Source organism: Mucilaginibacter kameinonensis (genome assembly GCF_003675385.1).
Taxonomy (GTDB): domain Bacteria; phylum Bacteroidota; class Bacteroidia; order Sphingobacteriales; family Sphingobacteriaceae; genus Mucilaginibacter; species Mucilaginibacter kameinonensis.
In genome coordinates, this window is record NZ_RCWZ01000003.1 from 224024 (window position 1) to 242259 (window position 18236).

At 46.0% G+C, this 18236-nt stretch carries 12 protein-coding genes; 5 read left to right on the forward strand and 7 right to left on the reverse strand.

All coding sequences use genetic code 11. From position 1 onward, the window contains the following. Positions 1 to 98 precede the first annotated feature (98 nt). The 3 genes from EAH55_RS13995 to EAH55_RS14005 are packed head-to-tail and all read right to left on the reverse strand — an operon-like array spanning position 99 to position 10903. Positions 99 to 536: a hypothetical protein gene (locus tag EAH55_RS13995; protein WP_121810216.1), complete on the reverse strand. Its 438-nt coding sequence runs from the start codon at positions 534 to 536 to the stop codon at positions 99 to 101. Beyond that, on the reverse strand, positions 533 to 7459 hold the full coding sequence (locus EAH55_RS14000) for a DUF6443 domain-containing protein (RefSeq protein ID WP_121810217.1): 6927 nt from the start codon (positions 7457 to 7459) through the stop codon (positions 533 to 535). Before EAH55_RS14000 ends, EAH55_RS13995 begins: the two co-directional genes overlap by 4 nt. 30 nt (positions 7460 to 7489) lie before the next feature. Further along, a complete protein-coding gene (locus EAH55_RS14005; protein ID WP_121810218.1) occupies positions 7490 to 10903 on the reverse strand; it encodes a hypothetical protein in 3414 nt (1137 codons plus the stop codon). Positions 10904 to 11803: 900 nt separating this feature from the next. Between EAH55_RS14005 and EAH55_RS14010 the strand changes: the two genes are divergently transcribed. The 3 genes from EAH55_RS14010 to EAH55_RS14020 all read left to right on the forward strand — a co-directional run bounded on the left by EAH55_RS14010 (position 11804) and on the right by EAH55_RS14020 (position 13672). Further along, a complete protein-coding gene (locus EAH55_RS14010) occupies positions 11804 to 12013 on the forward strand; it encodes a hypothetical protein (protein WP_121810219.1) in 210 nt (69 codons plus the stop codon). 414 nt (positions 12014 to 12427) lie between these two features. Then, complete coding sequence (locus tag EAH55_RS14015; protein WP_121810220.1) at positions 12428 to 12970, forward strand: hypothetical protein; 543 nt, start codon at positions 12428 to 12430, stop codon at positions 12968 to 12970. Positions 12971 to 13093: 123 nt separating this feature from the next. Continuing rightward, positions 13094 to 13672, forward strand: coding sequence for an RNA polymerase sigma factor (locus tag EAH55_RS14020; protein ID WP_121810221.1), 579 nt, complete (start codon positions 13094 to 13096; stop codon positions 13670 to 13672). A 94-nt stretch (positions 13673 to 13766) separates the two neighbouring features. Here the strand turns inward: EAH55_RS14020 and EAH55_RS14025 are convergent, their stop codons facing one another. The 4 genes from EAH55_RS14025 to EAH55_RS14040 form a co-directional block, all read right to left on the reverse strand. Then, entirely contained in the window at positions 13767 to 14336 is a 570-nt protein-coding gene (locus EAH55_RS14025; protein ID WP_121810222.1) for a DUF4142 domain-containing protein, read from the reverse strand. Positions 14337 to 14400: 64 nt separating this feature from the next. Next, entirely contained in the window at positions 14401 to 14970 is a 570-nt protein-coding gene (locus EAH55_RS14030) for an MBL fold metallo-hydrolase (protein ID WP_121810223.1), read from the reverse strand. Beyond that, complete coding sequence (locus tag EAH55_RS31505) at positions 14949 to 15170, reverse strand: helix-turn-helix domain-containing protein (RefSeq protein ID WP_121810224.1); 222 nt, start codon at positions 15168 to 15170, stop codon at positions 14949 to 14951. The genes EAH55_RS14030 and EAH55_RS31505 overlap by 22 nt, the downstream gene beginning before the upstream one ends. Before the next feature lie 70 nt (positions 15171 to 15240). Next, entirely contained in the window at positions 15241 to 15561 is a 321-nt protein-coding gene (locus EAH55_RS14040; protein ID WP_143065079.1) for a DUF6799 domain-containing protein, read from the reverse strand. An 844-nt stretch (positions 15562 to 16405) separates the two neighbouring features. Here EAH55_RS14040 and EAH55_RS14045 point away from each other — a divergent pair. Both EAH55_RS14045 and EAH55_RS14050 read left to right on the forward strand, forming a co-directional pair. After that, complete coding sequence (locus EAH55_RS14045; protein ID WP_121810225.1) at positions 16406 to 16807, forward strand: hypothetical protein; 402 nt, start codon at positions 16406 to 16408, stop codon at positions 16805 to 16807. A gap of 95 nt (positions 16808 to 16902) precedes the next feature. After that, positions 16903 to 18021, forward strand: coding sequence for a hypothetical protein (locus tag EAH55_RS14050; RefSeq protein WP_121810226.1), 1119 nt, complete (start codon positions 16903 to 16905; stop codon positions 18019 to 18021). Positions 18022 to 18236: the final 215 nt, after the last annotated feature.

Consider the following 18236-nt stretch of genomic DNA (forward strand, 5'->3'; position numbering starts at 1 on the left):
TTAACATTATTTCCTATACCGGAAAATCAAGTATCCCAATATGCTCCAATCTAAAATCGCCAAGATAAAGGTCCATTGGATGGGACGCGCCCAATCTGCTAAAATTTCAAAATGAACAACTCCTTGTCATTACCTTTTTTAAAATAATAAATCCTGTGGCGATTGGTATGCTTTAACTCGTATGCGACCGTATCGGAGTTAACCTTCATTAACTTCTTATCTATTAAACTGAACTCTACTTTTGCTTGCAGATCGTTCTCTTCCAGAAAATTTTTGAGCTTTAAAAATTCGTCCCTCTTGAATTCAAGAAAACCTTCTGATTTCCAGAACTGCACATCATTAAGTGTTCCGTCCTCATCAAACCCCTCAATGGTTTTCACTACATAAGTATTATTCCGGTATCTGATAATTTCACCTGTACTCGGTACCGGAAAATGTTTTTCAATTCTTCTCGCGGTTAACCGTTCACGTACTTTAATCCTCTGATGGATACCTAAAAACAGGAAGGCCAGTGTTATTAATAATATTTTCTTCATGGTGTAAGATTTGGTGTAACGGTTTTGTCGCCCGGAACTTTCGCCCGAGGCTGTATGATAACTTCAATTTTCCCCGGCGCCTCTTTACTTTTAGCAGCCTGTTCAAGTATTGACCTGATAACCATTGCGGTAATGTCATTGGATGGATTTCGTTTTGAATTATTTTCATTTACAATACCGTAACAGGCCTCCGAACCGGCAAGAATAGGCCCTATTTTCGCCAGATACCATCCCCCGATATGAAACATCACCTGAGAGGCTTTGTCTGCGGCTTTCGAATAACCTAATTCAACTGCAGCAGAACGCGGTTTTGAATCCAAACTTAAATCCCCGTTCTGGGTAAGATATAACGCCGGACTACCCTTTGGAAATCCCCCCTCTTTCTGATGTGCTTCAAATGTATTATCGCTAGAACTGGCCGGATCAAATGCTATATTCGATGCAGTCCTTGGACCGTCGCCTGACCGGTCTTTGTTATACGCGTCAATATAGCTCTTACTTGTAACAACATAAGCATCTCTTGTTACCTGAAATTCTAAACGATAATTTTTGTCCTCCGTATCTGTCACCACAACTTTGTAAGTAGACACTCGGGTTGTGGAATGTTTATGATTAGTATAACCCTGACCGCCATCTCCAAGAACATGCTGAGGGGCAGAGCCTACGACCTCATTCGTTACTGTTATCACAGGATAAGCAGCCATTCCATCCGGGTCTATATTTCTTAACGGATTACCTTCAACGTAATTGTAAGGGCTGAACCTCCTCGATTTTTCCATCAGTGGATCAACACTTATCCACCTGGCAATGATAGGATCATAGAATCTGGAACCGTAATCATAAAGCTTCAGGTCCGCCTGCAATTCTTTTTTATTATAAAGATAGTTATTTGGCGGATTCGGACGCGTACCTCGCGCGATATCCAGCCCGTAAGGGTAATAATCATCCGTCTGTACCTGCCTTGCTGTTCCCGTACCGGTATCGAAGCTCACCCGCGCGTTCCCCAGATGATCGGCAAGCGCATATTCATAATTGTAATTTAAAGGGCCGTCCGGGATCGCCCTTCCCTCTTCCGTCTGGATAAAGCTCAGTACAGGGGTGATCGTCGTGGTTCCTTCATACTGGATCCCGTCAACATAATCTGTGGTAGCACCGTTTGATAGCTTCCTCAATTTCCGGCCCGTCGCATCGTAGACATAGGTGATATTCTTCACAGGTACGGTCTCCGGAAGGTTCAGTAGGTTATAGGTTATCCCGTTAGCCCCGGTGATGCCTTTGCTGCCGTCCGATACCATGTTCCCGCAAACATCATAACCATAGGCAAATGAACCATGCGTCAGCCCTGCATCACTCAGGGTCTGGTCGTTGATATTCTGAAGCTGGTTCGTCGTATAGCTTCCGGAGGTATAAGTATAAACCAGGTCGTCTGTCAATGTGGTACTGCCCGTGGTGCGCTGTAGTTTCAGAATATTGCCTGCCAGGTCGTAGCTGATGTTCTGCTCATTGTTTTTATCCGAGGACAGGCCGTCTTTTAAACGGTTCAACTGATCATACTTATACACATACGTCTTATTCATAGCCCCGGGAACGCCCCAGGTCTGTGCTGATATATCCCCGTTATACCGCTTGGATGGGGTCATCGTATTTTCTACATTATCCGTATTATACTGCAGGGTCTCCGTAAACAGCGGCGAACTGGCTGACTGCATCCATCCACGCTCATTATAGGTATAGGTTATCGGCTGTTTAAAGCTGCCTCCATCGCCGTGAAGGCTTTTGGTAAGCAGTTGGCCCGCTTCATTATAGGATGACTGGGACAATATGATCAGTGATTTCGGATCCACGGGATTCTGGCCATTGGTGATCCGCTCCAGCGTAGTAAGCTTACGTCCCCAGTTATCATACCCGTATTCATTATATATCGTGAACTGCGTTGCCGCGCTGCCGCTTACATCTTTCCGGTGGATACGCGTCGTTTTGAACAGTTGGTTGACAAAGCTGTATTCATTAGACACTTCATCATAGTTGTTCACGCTCAGTGCCCCGCCAAGGTAATGCTGGGTAAAGCTTTTAGCCGCCCGACCTTTATCGTCAAAGTAATGTACAGTCCAAAGCATATCCGGGGTAGTATTGCCCAGGGTATTTAAGACTGCTGTCTTGCTTCCTGTCAAAACGCCTTTGGTCATACTGCTGTAACCGCTCACCGCAAAGGTAGCTGGGATACCTGTAATATTTGTGTAAGTATAATCATCATAGTAATCGACCGACAATATTTTATCGGGAACTGGATAGCTCGAAGATGTGTATCCTGTGACGGTGTTTGTGTTATCACGGCTGTCCCATTGCGCGTGGCTGTCCATGTCCGCCTGCAGGGTGGATAACTGCGCTGCTGTCGCTGTCCAAAGCCCGTTCATGATTACCCGGTTAAGGCCATCGTATTTTGTCACTGTAAACTGATTGACAGCCGCCTGACGGGCATCCTGGGTCAGTACCGGCTGGTCCAGCTTATTGTAATATATCTTCTCCCAGCCTTTCCCCGGAAGTTTCTTCTGTGTCAGCCGCCCCCGCACATCATAACGGTATTGGTAACACACATTATCTATCAGGGCCGGTACCGGCTGAGAAGCATCTGCCTGGCTCATCGGTGTCAGCACATAGGATAGGTTGCCCAAATCGTCATATACATAATAAGTCGATATCACCTGTAGCGCAACCGAAGGTACAGTTACATAATTGAACGTCCGCTTGAGCACTATATGCCCGTTCTTATCCTTATACTCTTCTGTCGTGCCTCCGCGGCCTGACTTCCAGTTCTCATCTCTCATTACCGTTATGTACAGTGAACCCGCAGGGTAATATCCGTCTGTACCGCTTCCACGGCTTAGCGTACGGCTCTGATCTGCATTGATGCTGACACGATATAATGCTGCGGAATACGCATTCGCCGTATCGGACGCAAAGGTGATCGTGTTATTCGTATAATAGTCTAATTTTTTGGTATGCCCGAAAGGGCCTGCCGGGTCCGGCTGCCAGTCTACACCAGGACCGCCTTGTTCGGTTATCCGGGACAACGATGAACTCTCAAACCGGCTTACTGATACCGGCTGCGGGTTATATACCATGCCGCTCCCCTGCTGTGCGCCGGAAACCGCCGTGCTTCCGACCGGGTAATAGAATGCCCACAAACCATCCCCCGTGGACAGCGCATTCGGTTTATAGCTCCCGTTGCTGCCGGACAGGTCGCTCAGCGCATAAGGTAAGTACTTTTTGTCTTCCCGTCCGTACTGATCATAAGACCTTGCCTGAACTACGTCCCGCCCGTTAAAAGAGCCTTTTACCTGTACCAGCTGTACCGGACGGCCGAGCCCGTCTATGTACGAGATGCTCTGACGTACCTGGCAGGCAGTGTTGCCTGCATTATCCGGGTTGATCCCTTCTTTCAGCGGAACGCTTGTCATGATATAATTCCGGTCCTGGCTTGGTGCCGTATTCAATGCCACACAGGCTGTTACGATCACGGCCGACGACGCGCTGTTTACGTTCACCCCGTTGCTCTGGGTAACAACCCGGTAGTATACCGTTGCCGCACCTGCCGGCGGAAGGTAGCTCTGCGCTGTTGCTCCGCTGATATTCGTAAAGGTCGTATTGTCCGCCGACTGCTGCCATTGATAGGTATATGTCCCGCTACCCCCAGTTCCTGCTCCTACCGTAAACGCTACCGGGCTTGTGTTCGGCGGGATCGTCTGGCTTAACGGGCTGATCTGCCCGCTTAACAGTTGCGGATACACCGTCACGGTCAGCGTGTTGCTCGTGGCAATCGCCCCGTTACTCGTTACTACACGACGGTACGTCGTTGTCGAAGTCAGGTTCACAGGGCCGTAACCTGATCCTGTCGCCCCTGTAATATTGGTATAAGTACCGCCAGTTCCAGGCGCGCTCTGCCATTGATAGCTATAAGTACCGTTCCCGCCTGATGCCCCCGAACTGAACAGGGTCACCGCAGCATTATAATTCAACGTTGTCGCCGAGGCTGTCACCGTTCCTGCGGAGACTTGCGGGTAAACAGTTACCGTTGCCGTCGCTGTACTGGCCGATATCCCGTTACTGCTCACCTTACGCTGGTAATACACCGTAGAGATCAGTGCACCAGGCGTATAAGATACGCCCGTCGCCCCGCTGATATCCGTAAATGGCCCTCCCGCTGCTGCCGAGCTCTGCCACTGGTAAGTAAATGTTCCGTTACCCCCGCCTGCTGTCGCCGTCATCGCCGCCGGCACCGCGCCATAATTGATCGTTTGCGATGCAGGGCTGATCGTTCCCGCTGTCAGCTGAGGATTAACAGTTACCGTCACCTGATTGCTGGTCGCCGTTACGCCATTACTGGTCAACACAACCCGGTAGGATGTTGTTGCCGTCAGCGGACCGGGATTATAGCTCTGCGCCGTTGCTCCCGTGATGTTGGTAAACGTCCCCCCTGTTCCCGGTGCGCTTTGCCATTGATAAGTATAGGTGCCGTTGCCCCCGGTACCCGCCGCCGAGCTCAATGCTGCAGGACTGGTATTGTAATTGATCGTCTGCGTTCCCGTAACCGCTCCCGCCACAAGCTGCGGATAAACTGTCACTGTCGCCGTATTGCTCGTAGCACTCGCCCCGTTGCTGGTAGCAACACGACGGTATGTCGTCGTTGCCGTCAGGTTGGCGGGCGCATAGCTGCTGCCCGTCGCCCCGCTGATATCCGTATAGGTGCCACCTGTTCCCGGCGAGCTTTGCCATTGATAAGTATAAGTGCCGTTACCGCCCGTAGCGGCTGATCCGGACAGCGTAGCCGATGCATTATAATTGATCGTTGAGGGCGACGCGCTTATACTACCTGGTGACAATTGAGGATATACCGTCACTGCCGCCGCTGCCGTACTTACCGTAACGCCGTTACTGCTAACATTTCGCTGATAATACGTGGTTGACGTCAGGGCCCCCGGTGTATACGTCGCAGCTGTTGCGCCGCTGATCGCGGAGAAAGGGCCGCCTGACGCTGCTGAACTCTGCCACTGGTAGGTGTAACTGCCGTTCCCTCCGCTTGCCGTGGCCGTCATCGTGGCCGGCACCGCCCCATAATTGATCGTTTGAGAACCCGGAGAAAGGGTACCTGTCTGTAACTGCGGGTATACCGTCACCGTTACCGTATTCCCCGTAGCCGTTGCACCATTGCTCGTGGACACCAACCGGTAGTACACCGTCGACGTCAACGCCCCGGGACTGTACGTTAGTGCGGTTGCCCCGCTGATATCCGTAAATGGCCCGCCTGAATTTACTGAGCTTTGCCACTGGTAGCTATAGCTCCCGTTACCGCCCGTAGCCGCAGCCGAACTCAGGCCGGCGGGCGACGTGTTATAATTGATACTTTGAGTACCGCTTGCTGTTCCGGCCACCACCTGAGGGTAAACCGTTACTGTTAACGTATTGCTTGTCGCCGGCGCACCGTTGCTGGTCACCACCCGCCGGTAGGTCGTTGTCGCCGTCAGGTTCACCGGGCCGTAGTTCGCTCCCGTGGCCCCGGAAATGTCCGTATACGTGCCACCGCTTCCCGGTGAGCTCTGCCATTGGTAAACATAGCTCCCATTTCCGCCCCCGGGGGCCGTACCGCTCAGGCTCACCGCTGTATTATAATTAACAGTACCTGTCGCTGTACTTATACTTCCGGGGCTCACCTGTGGGTACACCGTAGTTGTATAGATCCCCGTATAAACCGTCTCTGTATTACAGCTTACGCGCAGACGGTAGCCCGTCGTCGCTGTCAGGTTTCCAGGCGTATAACTAAGTCCCGTAGCGCCGCCAATGTCCGTGAAGGTGTTATTCCCATCTGTACTTTGCTGCCACTGGTATCCGTAACTTCCGCCGCAGTTACCACCGGTTGCCGCAGCCGCACTGATCGTTCCTGGAGCACTGTTGTAGTTTATACTTGACCCTGCGGAGCTGATGTTACCTGCCGCCAGATGAGGGTAAACATTTACTACCGCCGTACTCGAATTGGCTGATTCACTGCCGCAGGTCACACGCAACTGATAATACATCGTCTGCGTCAGTACAGGTGGGCTATACGATGAGGATGTCGCCCCTGAGATAGGCGAAAACGAACTCCCGTTAAAGGAATTCAACCACTGATAACTATAGCTCCCGCCGCAATTACCGCCCGAATTGATCGTGTTCACGCTAAGCGAACCTGGTGCTGAACCGCTGAAAATAGTCTGCGTGGAGGGTAAGGCTGTACCTCCGTTCAGCGGAGGCAATACATTGACGACAGCGGTACCCGAATAGCCGTTCTGGTAGGCATTCGAAACCACGTAACGCCGGTAATATGTCGTTACCGCCGGCACCCCCGAAAAACTCAGGTTCTGGCCCGTTGCCCCGGAGATATCAGACCAGTTAGACTGGTCTGTGCTTTGCTGCCACTGATAATTATACGTTACCGGCGAACACCCCCCATATGTTGCCGCCGTGCAGCTGATCGTTCCAGGTGTCGTATTATACACCGTTTGGCTTGCATTACCGGATATCGTTCCCGGTACCAGCGCTGACGTCCCGCTGACGTTCAGCGTTGCACTCGGCCCCGAGGGACTGTAAACGTGCACGTTAACCGTACAGGAGGACGAATTCCAAACCACCGTGATCGAGGACAGGCCCGTACCGTTCTGGCTGATCGATCCCGTCGCCGTAATCGTCCCCCCGCTTATCTGCCATTGCGTTGGATAACCCGAGGTATAACTGCTGCTCACACTATACGTGTTGCTCTGACCTATCGTCGCACATGTCGGCCCTGATATCGTCATCTGGCCAGATGCCCCCACACCCGAAAAACATAAAACAATGAACAATATCATCCCGATATAACGACCCGTAACCCGGGCCATACTGCTCCTTTTCATACTCAATCTGTGATAAATTATTGGTCTCGGTTATTGCTGGTAATGATATCTGATCGCCTCGGTAATATTCAGGTCTTTATCCTTTACATTCTTCAAACGCTGGAAACTGTCATATTCAAATGTCGTTTTAAGACCTTTCGGATCCGTCAAACTGGTCATACCAGTACCCGGAATGTAAGTGAATGTTGTTACCAGAGAAGTTTTAAGTGACGGGTTCGACCGCAGGGGCGCAAGAAACGTACTGAGGGCGGCATCGGTGGGGTTACTTTGAGCAAAACTATCCAAAGCTGTTTGCCCTCCAAGGGCGCTCAATACAGTTGCATAGTCACTGTTCTCAATTTTCGCTACAGGAAATTGACGGTTATACCCCCAGATGAAAACAATAGGATTGCTGTTAACCGGCGTAACCATCTGCACATTACCGGCCGCATCATATAGTACCGTGGCCTTCGCATTATAACTACCGTCTTTGGCATAGGCCGACATACTTGCCACCGAGGGCAACTGCCCGGTAGCACTATTTGAGAACTTAAATGCCGACAGAGTCTTCAAAGGCAGTGATTCCAGCTTGAAGGCCTGATCTACCTGTCCCTTGCCACCAGTCTTATACTGCGTAACTGTGCCGGAAATAACCTGAGCCGTCGGGCCGCTATCCTGGTATGTTACCTGCTCAATCGGCAGGGATGTCAGGTGCGATGTCTTCATATCATCGATAAACATGGTACCAGACGGATAGTCGTCGGGATAATTCGTTACCGTCGTCTGAACTTTGCCATCACTCCGGGTCACCACTTCTCTCGTCAGTTCCTGATGCGTAAAATTATCGTAGTAGTAGTTCGTCATGGAATTCAGCGATTCCTTGATATTGTTCCGGTAGAAATTTTCCGTTACCGTTGTTGAATTCAGCACCAGCCAGTTCGACAGGTTACCATAGAAATATACACTATATGGATTACCGTTGTTCACTTGAAATGTTGGCATGTCGCCGGCTCCCACAAACGTGAAGGTAGTTGGGATAGGCGGACCTTTATAAAGCACCGCCGACGGAATAGAGGAAACATCTTTTAAAACATAGTCGTTTTGTACTATCTTCAATACCTGCCCTGCTGCGTTATATTCTATTTGTTTATCCAGCTTGCCATTCTTTTCATATTCCATCATGGGGGCTCCGGGAATTGCAGGATCACCAAGTGCCCAGCTTTCTTTATTCAGATAGTAATACTCGGTCTTGCCGCCCTCACCATTTTCCCCTGCCAACTCAGTAACCTTATCATAGCTGACACCGCTGTTTTTGGAATTCAATCCCGACGGATAGGCGTTACCGGATACCCGGTAAACATACATGGATGTCGGGTTACAAGCTGACTGGCCGACAATCTGGATAGCGGGGCACCGAAATCCGTAGGTAGGTGTCATCAACAATTTCCCGGAAGAAGAACCATCATCATTTGTGTACTGATACTTTTTAATCTGAGAAACGCCAATATTATCAACGGTTGTTATTCTGCTGATCCGCGCTCCGTCACCTTTTTTCTGAGTTGCCAGGACTCGTAAAGTGAAAACAAGGTTAGCTGAAACAGAATACCCCTGCGTATAATTTACCAGCATCGTGTAGTGTCCGGCAGGCAGGTTTAATAGGATATCTTTGCTGCCATGGGTACCCGTAGGGTCAGCCTGGATATCGTTGGAAAACATCGCTCCGTTTGGGCCTGATAAATAGCCATAATTATTACTAACACCCTGCAATATCTTAGTTCCGCTAATATAGGTATATTCCGTATGCAGGGAGGCCCGGGCAACATGAGTATATTGGTCAAGATCCGCATCGTTTATATCAAAGGTGACTGTTGAATTCCCAAACTGATTGAAAGGATTACTACTTACCGCATACCCAACATTTTGGTCAACTCTTGAAGTTTCACCTGGTTGAAGATGCCCGTATTCATTCATTTCGTAATCAAAGTCAGTATGTCCACCTGTCGGATATTTGATAGAAGCCAACAAACCAAGTTTATAAAAATCATGCGTAACATCAGGTTCCCGGTTAGCATCAGTACTGTTGAAAAGATAACCGCTGGGTATAATTGAAGCAGGCATTGGCAATAACCTTGAATTAATTGCCTGGTTATAGTATCCCCAATGATCGATGTCTTTTGAATATTTATCCGGAAGATCAGTTGCACTGTTGTAAGTAAACTGGTAAGGGGGCTTCGCTACTCCTGCTCCGTCTGATTCTGTTATGGCGTCGAGTCTTAACCGTAAAACACTTGTAGCCGTCTCTGTACCATTAGCGTTGTCCTTAAAATAAGTGTAACTAAAAGTATAAGTCTTCAGCGGCAGATGATCTTTATCGTATATCACCATTGTGCTCAGCTTGGCAGGGTGTTTGGTACCGTTATTCTGGAAGTCTATATCTTTACGGTCTGTTGTATTAAACTCGACGGATCCATTGTTATACGTAATGCTTTTAAGGTAAACCTCGTTATTTACCTGCCTTGCGGCACTATAATTCCGGTATACGGACAAATATTGCTCAGATGCCTGACTGTAAGGGGCCTGAAACAGGCATTGTGCCAAGTTAACATCCTGATCGTATTGTGTTTCCGAGAAACTGATCAGACTCAAGCTTTCACCGCGCTCGTAATTGAAATTGATAATATCATTGTTGGGCGAAACGATCGAAGATAAATACCAGCCTGTAGTGGTTATCGTTTGCTGGAACTCCAGACCTGTAAGTCCTGTTGTCACCGGCATCTGTGCATTGGCATTACTGTATCCATAATTGGCGGCAGACTCGCCGACTGTGAAATTGTATTTATAACCTTTCGTGTCCGTAATCGTCCAATTGCCGCTGATATATTCAACCTTTAAATTATTGCGTTCATCAAAAAATGCCTTGGAACCGTTTGCTTGCTTGCCGAGTACGAACTTTCCGGCATACGGCCCGAAATTATAATTGTAAATATCCGGCTCCATATCCGTACGGCCATTCAACACTTCATCAAATGCAGGCCGGTCACCAGGCATTGGCAGTCCATTACCTGTACTTTGCGGTAAGTCAGAAGCATAATAGTAGCCTCCGGCATCCTTGAAGTCATCATATCCCCGAACAGTGCGTGTAATTACACCGCCGGCGACGAGTGACCAATTAAGCCCCACCCAGCTTGCGTCCTGGCAAACCCTGACCCCTGATGCATCATAGTTCAACGAAATATCCAGGGAATTATCATGGGATTTGATATTGTACAGCGGCACTGAAATGTTCGGACGCCCGCTTGCATTCCCAACCGTGTAATTTCCAAAAGCGCCCAAGGCAGCTGCCGTTGGAGTAGGCGGAATAATTTTACTGGGATCATACCCCTGCGCTGCCGATCCCAAGGATAACAATAGCACGAAACTGGCTGCTATTGCGTAAAATTTAAAAGTTGAAACTACACGAAACATGCTTAGATATGGTTAGGTACTTAGATAATAAAATACAATAATTGGGGTATTAAATCAGGTTCAAAATTTAAAATACCCCGTACATGGAAAAAACAATACCCCTGACTACCGTTATAGTTGGCAAAGATTCACTCTGACAATCATAATCATGCAGATCCATTACGGGATCAAAAAACCGAACTTTTTATTTCGTTAGAAGTCGTTAAACAGGTCGATAAAATGAACTTGCAGGCATATAAAAAAGGGAGGTGAGGAACTATTTCCTTGAATTGAAGTTTTCATTTGTGATAACGGCTGGTTTGCGAATGACTTAATGTCAGCTAAAATATTATTAATATTAACAAATTCAAAGTTTTAATAAAATTATTTAATTGTATAAAAGACGACATACCAGACGGAAGAGCCCGATGTAAACATGTAAAATAGCCCCGGCTGTAAATGGCTGGATTATTTGAACTACTCTTATCTGTGTCCGGAAAATCAATAACCGGCAATATGGAAATAGTAAGCTTTGTACCTGTTTGATATGGGCAATCAAGAAAGAACAAGCTGGCTTCCTATGAAAAAACCGGCCTGATAAAATATCCCACCCTGTTTTGTCAGGAATATGCCTGAAAAATAGCCAGGCAACATATTTTACGTGCCCTTCCCGTTGGTTATACACTATAGCCTGGCGGGGTGTTATAATCAATCTTCAAAACGCTTTAGAACTTTTCATCAATCAAATTAATGGTCAGGCATATCCGACATTTTGATAACCTGTTTCACAAACTCGCAGTTTTCTTTGGCAGCGCTGAATTTCGAATCAGGGAGAATAAAACCAAGGCATTATGCCGACAATACCTTTACGACAGATTCATTGAGTTTTACCTGCGGAGCAGCGTCAAAGGACGGAAGATCATGTCCAATTTAATACCACGGATCATCAGTGAACTGGAATCGAGAGGTATTTCAGAGGTCAGCGCGGTGATCAATAACCAGAATATTGTTGCACAGAAAGTCCTGCTCAAAGCCGGCTTTGCTTACCGGAGCAAATTTGATATAAACCAGGGATTTTACCAATATCAGCAACAGCCTTCGCTCCCGGTTAACTGGCGACAGGTCGGTTAATTGGTCCAATCGCGTTCCATAAAACGTTTTTGGACAAACTTCGACTTGATTCCTCTAACATTTATAAGAGTAAATTTTAGTCCATAAAAAAAGTTGTCAATAAAATTGACAACTTGCTTAAAATAGTACTCAAACCCGATGTCCTCACGAACCAATTCATTAACGACCTGAAGCGATTTGCCGCTCTATTCGATGGTTAAGGCTGATATTACAAAATCTAACCCGTTTTTGGTCGAACCTGAAATAATTCTTTGATTTGACAATTGCTTTGGGGGACAGGCGTCAAGTTATAATAGCTGTTTAATATTATTTATCAATATATTCAATAAAATCGTATTTCAGGAAAGAATGACTAATTGTTTACGCAAATGCATCCGGCAAGCGCATTTATTCGTAGTTCTTATAAACGCACCTATGAGAAACTGGCCGTTGATACGACAATTGATCCGCCTGGAGCGCAGTTCCGTCGAGTGGAAAGCACGCAACGGCCTTAATATCCTGCGGGTATCACTCGGCCTGGTGTTTATCTGGTTCGGCGTACTCAAATTCTTTCACGGTGTCAGCCCGGCAGAAGAGATCGCCGGCCGGACCATCCTCAAACTTACTTTCGGCACGGTTAAACCGGCCGTTTCCCTGCCGGTACTGGCCATCTGGGAATGCACCATCGGGCTGGGCCTGCTGTTCCGCCGCTGGCTGACACTGACCCTCGGTCTCCTTTACCTTCAGATGATCGGCACCTTTCTGCCGCTCTGTTTTTTTCCGCAGGAAACGTTCAGCGCACTTTTTATCCCGACCCTGCTCGGCCAATACATTATAAAAAATATTGTGCTCTTATCCGGCGCTATCGTTTTAGGTGCCACCGTCAGGGGCGGCAAACTGACTGCCAAAGCCGATACCATTTGGTCCTTGACCCTGAAGTTGCGGTCGCCGCGCAAGCCGGTGTCCCAAAGTGTTTAAAATCAGGCAAACAACTTTTTCTCAGCCGTGTTATAACTAACATAAAGACCCCTGCTTTTTTATCATTAATCCGGCTTGCCAGACCCACCGATAACCATTCAGAAAAAAGGTCAAAGGTGAACTATGGCCAGACGCGAGATCAAACTCAGCGAAGAACTGCTGATCCGCGCGATACAGGAAAAAACCGACCTGGGTGCGAAAGCGCTGTATGATATGTATGCCGGCTCGCTGCTGGGTGTGATCAGCCGCATCGTTCCTGAAAGTAGCTTAGCTGAAGACATTTTGCAGGAACTGTTCCTGAAAATCTGGAACTCTTTTGACAAATATGATGCCTTAAAAGGCCGCCTCTTTACCTGGATGGTCAACCTCGCTCGGAACCTGGCCATTGACGCCCTCCGTAAAAAAGATTACCGGCAGCAGGCGCTGCACGTGAACCTTGCCGAATATGGCAACGAATTGGTGCAGGCGTCCCCGCAATTCGATCCCACCGACTTCAAACTCGTGCGCTCGGCTGTCGTTAACCTGCCGGACAAGGAACGCCAGGTACTGGAACTCATCTATTTTAAAGGCTTTAAACATACCGAGGTCGCCGAGGCCCTGCAAATGCCGCTGGGCACCGTGAAAACCCTTTGCCGCGCCGCAATAAACAAATTAAGGGAATACTACCTGTCCGACAGGCGAATAGTTGCCTGTAGCGCTTAACTTAAACTCGGTCCCGTAGTTTCTCCGGGAAAAACCAAATAAAAAGGCGGGATCTTATCCCGCCTAATAAATACCGCGTATTTAAATAATAATTTTAAGCACCCAATTCTTTTATTATCCGGCTCGTTATGGCCACATGCTCTTTAAATACCGCAAGTGACAATGTGGCCAAGTGTCTGCCCTGGTTTTCAGCTGCACCTGCCATTTTTCCTTTGCTGATGTAGTTTTGCGCGAGGTCACGTAAAAACTCGTGGTTCTCTAATTGCGCTTTGATGTAGGCTTTGTCAAATTCAGGACCTGCAGGGGTGGACTTGATCTTTTCCAATGTGGCTTTTGCTTTGGCATCCATCATCGGTACTGGTGTTCCCAGGTCTTTCAGCACACCCGTTACCGCAATAGCTTCCCCGAGTTCGAAACCCGCAAATTCTTTCGCGTTTTTGTTGGTGGCTTTATTCACCGCGATTTGGCTGGTCGCCAGAGATAATTCGGCCGGGCCGATTACGCCCATACGGAATTCTTTTTCGTTGGCTGCCATTGGATTGTCGACAACAGTTGCTGCTTCGGCATTAAAAGATGTTAGCATACCGCCCGCTACTGTCAGGCCTGCGCTCAATGCTATAGATTTTTTTAAAAAATCTCTGCGCTCAATTGTGTTGTCTTTCATGTTGATTGTATTTAAAATTTTAATTTTTGATATTTTAAGGTTCTTCCTAAAGAACTAAAAGCAATTATTCTTGACTGATCACTACAGCGTCACCCGGCTCTCCCGCACTGTAAAATTTAATATTGTTCTTTTCAAAATGTTCCGTGTAATTTTCATACTGCTGTTTTAAAAAGAAAGGTTTGGCATAGCCGTCGTGTACCGGCATCACCTCTTTCGGCTTGATCCGGTCAGCGAGCCCGGGAACCGCAAGTTCGGTAGTAAAGGGCGCCATAATTGGTAGGATCAGCAGGGGTATACCCTGATATTCATTTAATTTTTCATCGAAGGAATCTACGGGATGAAGGACAATCCGATCAATGACATAAGCCTGCATATCAGGTGCCCGACTATTCAGCAAAGGCTCATGCTTAACATTAATGACCTGCAACAGAAAATGCCCGAGCGCCATTTCACCTTCTTCGACAATTATACTTTCCAGGCCGGCTTCCTCAAGTTCCTCGGAAACCTCTGCGTTGGTATAGATGGTCGCGTGGCTTAACCCGATGATCTTGGTGAGGTTATCGGTGTCCAAATGGTCCGGATGGTTATGGGTAATGATCACCGCGTTGATATCTACAAATGGTCTACAGTCAATTTAACATGTCCCAGTTCGATCTTACTGAAAGTATTTTGAGATATATTGAGTTTGTAAGCAACATAATACTGGCTGTAATTTTTGGACTCCCGGATTGTCCGGATGCGCAATGAAACATCTTTTTCGCTGACCATGAATTTTTGCTGATCTTTAAACAAAAAACGAAAAAAACAGATCATCGGTTTTTCATGGAAACCCATAGCCCCTTTTCTCCCCAAATATCGATTTTAAAAGCGGGGGCTATAACCCCGCATCTCAATTACCGGATCCTTACATCTTCATGGTGGTATCCTTCATCATTTTCTTGTGTTTCATCTTCATCGGCTTCTCAATCGTACCATCCATGTTGACACACTGGCCGTTTTTAAGCATCATACTTTTGCCGTCCTTCATTTTGACCATGCCATCAGTCGTCACCATCGTACCATTGGACATTGTCATATCCTTATCCATCATCATGGTTTTGCCCTCTTTCATAACCATCATTTTCCCGTCTTTCATCATCACCCCATCCTTCATTTTCATGTGCGTTTGGGCCATGACACCCGCGCTGAACAACAGGGCCATTAATGCCATCAATAACTTTCTCATAATTTTTTGATTTACAGTTTTTAACACAACCGGAACCAGTAGAAAATGTTTACAAAATCACCACTCCTATACAGGATAATTTACTGCAAATCAATTATTTTAAATCTCAACTGATAGTTGAAAAAAGCGATGGCAATGCTATTGACGTGACTTGAAAGTAAACAATAGTGGTGTCGGCGTTTTATGCAATGGCACGCTTTCAGGAGAAATCAAGACCGAATAGCTTGCAATAAGAATTTGCGGAGTAAAGCGCCGCAACAAAATGTAAATGATGATAAATTCGTTCAAAGAATATATGCTCTTCGATCGTCATTTACGCCCGTGCACGGCCGATATCCTGAGGATTGCCGCTAAGTTCTCTGAGCGATCGTAAAAAAAGTTGTCAAATTTTTTGACAACTTGCCTAAAATAGTACTCAAACCCGTCATCTACACGAACCAATTTATAGATGACCTTAAAAGGTTTGTGGCTCTATTTGATGATTAAGGCCGATTTCGGAAGATCTAACCCGTTTTAAATCGAACCTTAAAACATCGTTAAATTTGATGATCAATTTTAGCAACGGAGAAAAGTTGATAATAGTTGTTTAATGTTTTTTATATAGGTTCGAGCCCATTAGGGTGCACAAGGTTTGACATTTAATGCAAAGCCGTAACCGGCGGGGAAAGATTTTTCTCCGCCGGTTTTTTTGTTTTAATAAGAATTACAAAAGTATTAAGAAGCTACCTGTCAGCTTTATTGTCTACTTATATACATTTTGAAAATACCGTGAAAACACCTGATATTAACAAAATAATTTGTTTTAACTTGTGCTATAATATAAAGAAATCTTAATATTAAAGCCATGAAGAAGACAGTTTTTATTTTGTTAGCATCAGTGAATTGTTTATTAATTTTTAAATTGAGTGCTCAACAGGCAAATAAACTTCGTAAAGTTACAGACAAATCAAAACTCGACTGTGAAAAGTGTTATTTTCAATCTATGGAGTACTCCCAAGGGTCTACAGCGACACTAAACTCCATTTGGTTATTTCAATGTAGGAATGGCGCATGGATTAGAATAAAAAAGGCTCCCAAAGGGGTTACATCTAAAGAAAACCAAGAAGTAGGTAACGATAAGCACAATAAAGACTGCAAATTTTGCGAAGTACAGAGTCTCTACTATTCAGAAGGTGCTATTTATTCATTTGGGACACAGTTAAATATCTGCAGAAATGGGAATTGGGTGCCTTATTCCAAGAAATAATTACAACATCAAAGTAATTTGTCTTGCGTTGGATTTAATTACGAACCATAGCAATAACAGCCAATTTTTTTTACTTTTTAACCTAATTTTACAATATGGGAAAATCCAAATCTAAGGTCAAACGAAAGCTTAAGACCGGGGCTATCCCGTCGCCAAGGTGGGCGCTAGCCGCAGCCACGCCTTATAAACCCGTTGGAACGACTCCAAATAATTTTTTAATTCAACTACCACCACGTTTGTACATTTGGGGTAACGATCAATACGGTGATTGTGTTACCGCTGAAGAAGCATTCGCGAAAGCTTGTAGCCATCCTGAGATTGATTTTCCTAATGAAATGGCTATAGTATGGGCATCAGATCATGGCGTTCTTAATGGTGCACAAATTAGTTATGTATTAGATCAAATGCAGGTAAGTGGATTTGTAATGGACGGTGTTATGTTTAACAATGGTGGATATAGTCCTGTTAATTGGAATGATGGGTCAATATTAAGAAACGCGGTAACTAACGGACCGGTAAAATTAGGTGTAGGTGGAAATCAAATTCTTCAAATATGCGAAAATAGTGGGCGGCGTGTATGGTTTGCAACTAACCTTAATAAAGAGGGTGCAGACAATACTCATTGTATAAGTTTATGCGGATATGGCACATTATCCTGGTTGGCAAATCAGTTTGGCGTTCCATTGCCTGCCGGCATAAACGGGCAGGCTTTAGGTTATACATTTTTTAGTTGGTGTTCATTCGGTATAATTGATGAAATATCCTTACATAATATAACGAGTGAGGCTTGGGTTAGGAATCCAACAACAGTTATAAAGAATCCAAGACGAGTTGTATTAAAAGCACTTGGTGATCAAATAGGTTCTTTTCTTTCTCATAATGGAGGAAAATTGTCGCTTATGAATGGCATAGATTATTCCAACGGATTATTTATGATGGAGAATTTACCTGATTACGGTTTGGTTTTTTCGTGTGCAAGTACTGAAATAAATGAATATCTTTCTCATGCCTATGCCAAACCTTGCCTTCAGCCGATTTATCAGGGGCATGGCGAACTTTGGAAATTTCATCAAATTAGACCCAATGAAAACATTTTCGCGTTTGAGTGTAGCGGTTCCGAAAACGGGCTATTTCTTTCGCATGCCTTAGGTCAAATAAATCTTCAAAACGGCAATCAAGGTCCTGGTGAATGGTGGGCTATAGAAGATCATTAAAAAAGTATGTTAAAAAACACATATAATTTAAATAACAAGGCTATGCCTGTATTTAATTGGTGCAGAAGTTGCCCATTAAGGTTCATCAAAATCCTTTAGCAAGTTAGCTAGAAGCCGCATATCATCTAAAAAATGGTGCGTAAGTTGCACATTTTGGCGCACCTTTAGATGCACCCAACTGTGTGCTTCTCGAACCAATTTGTGAGTGACCTCCA

Excerpts from the sequence above, each read along its gene's own strand:
- EAH55_RS14050 (WP_121810226.1), top strand. The coding sequence starts at position 16,903 with ATGGGAAAATCCAAATCTAAGGTCAAACGAAAGCTTAAGACCGGGGCT.
- EAH55_RS14045 (WP_121810225.1), top strand. The coding sequence starts at position 16,406 with ATGAAGAAGACAGTTTTTATTTTGTTAGCATCAGTGAATTGTTTATTA.
- EAH55_RS14005 (WP_121810218.1), bottom strand. The coding sequence starts at position 10,903 with ATGTTTCGTGTAGTTTCAACTTTTAAATTTTACGCAATAGCAGCCAGT.
- EAH55_RS14000 (WP_121810217.1), bottom strand. The coding sequence starts at position 7,459 with ATGAAAAGGAGCAGTATGGCCCGGGTTACGGGTCGTTATATCGGGATG.
- EAH55_RS31505 (WP_121810224.1), bottom strand. The coding sequence starts at position 15,170 with ATGGGTTTCCATGAAAAACCGATGATCTGTTTTTTTCGTTTTTTGTTT.
- EAH55_RS14010 (WP_121810219.1), top strand. The coding sequence starts at position 11,804 with ATGTCCAATTTAATACCACGGATCATCAGTGAACTGGAATCGAGAGGT.
- EAH55_RS14015 (WP_121810220.1), top strand. The coding sequence starts at position 12,428 with ATGAGAAACTGGCCGTTGATACGACAATTGATCCGCCTGGAGCGCAGT.
- EAH55_RS14020 (WP_121810221.1), top strand. The coding sequence starts at position 13,094 with ATGGCCAGACGCGAGATCAAACTCAGCGAAGAACTGCTGATCCGCGCG.
- EAH55_RS13995 (WP_121810216.1), bottom strand. The coding sequence starts at position 536 with ATGAAGAAAATATTATTAATAACACTGGCCTTCCTGTTTTTAGGTATC.
- EAH55_RS14025 (WP_121810222.1), bottom strand. The coding sequence starts at position 14,336 with ATGAAAGACAACACAATTGAGCGCAGAGATTTTTTAAAAAAATCTATA.
- EAH55_RS14040 (WP_143065079.1), bottom strand. The coding sequence starts at position 15,561 with ATGAGAAAGTTATTGATGGCATTAATGGCCCTGTTGTTCAGCGCGGGT.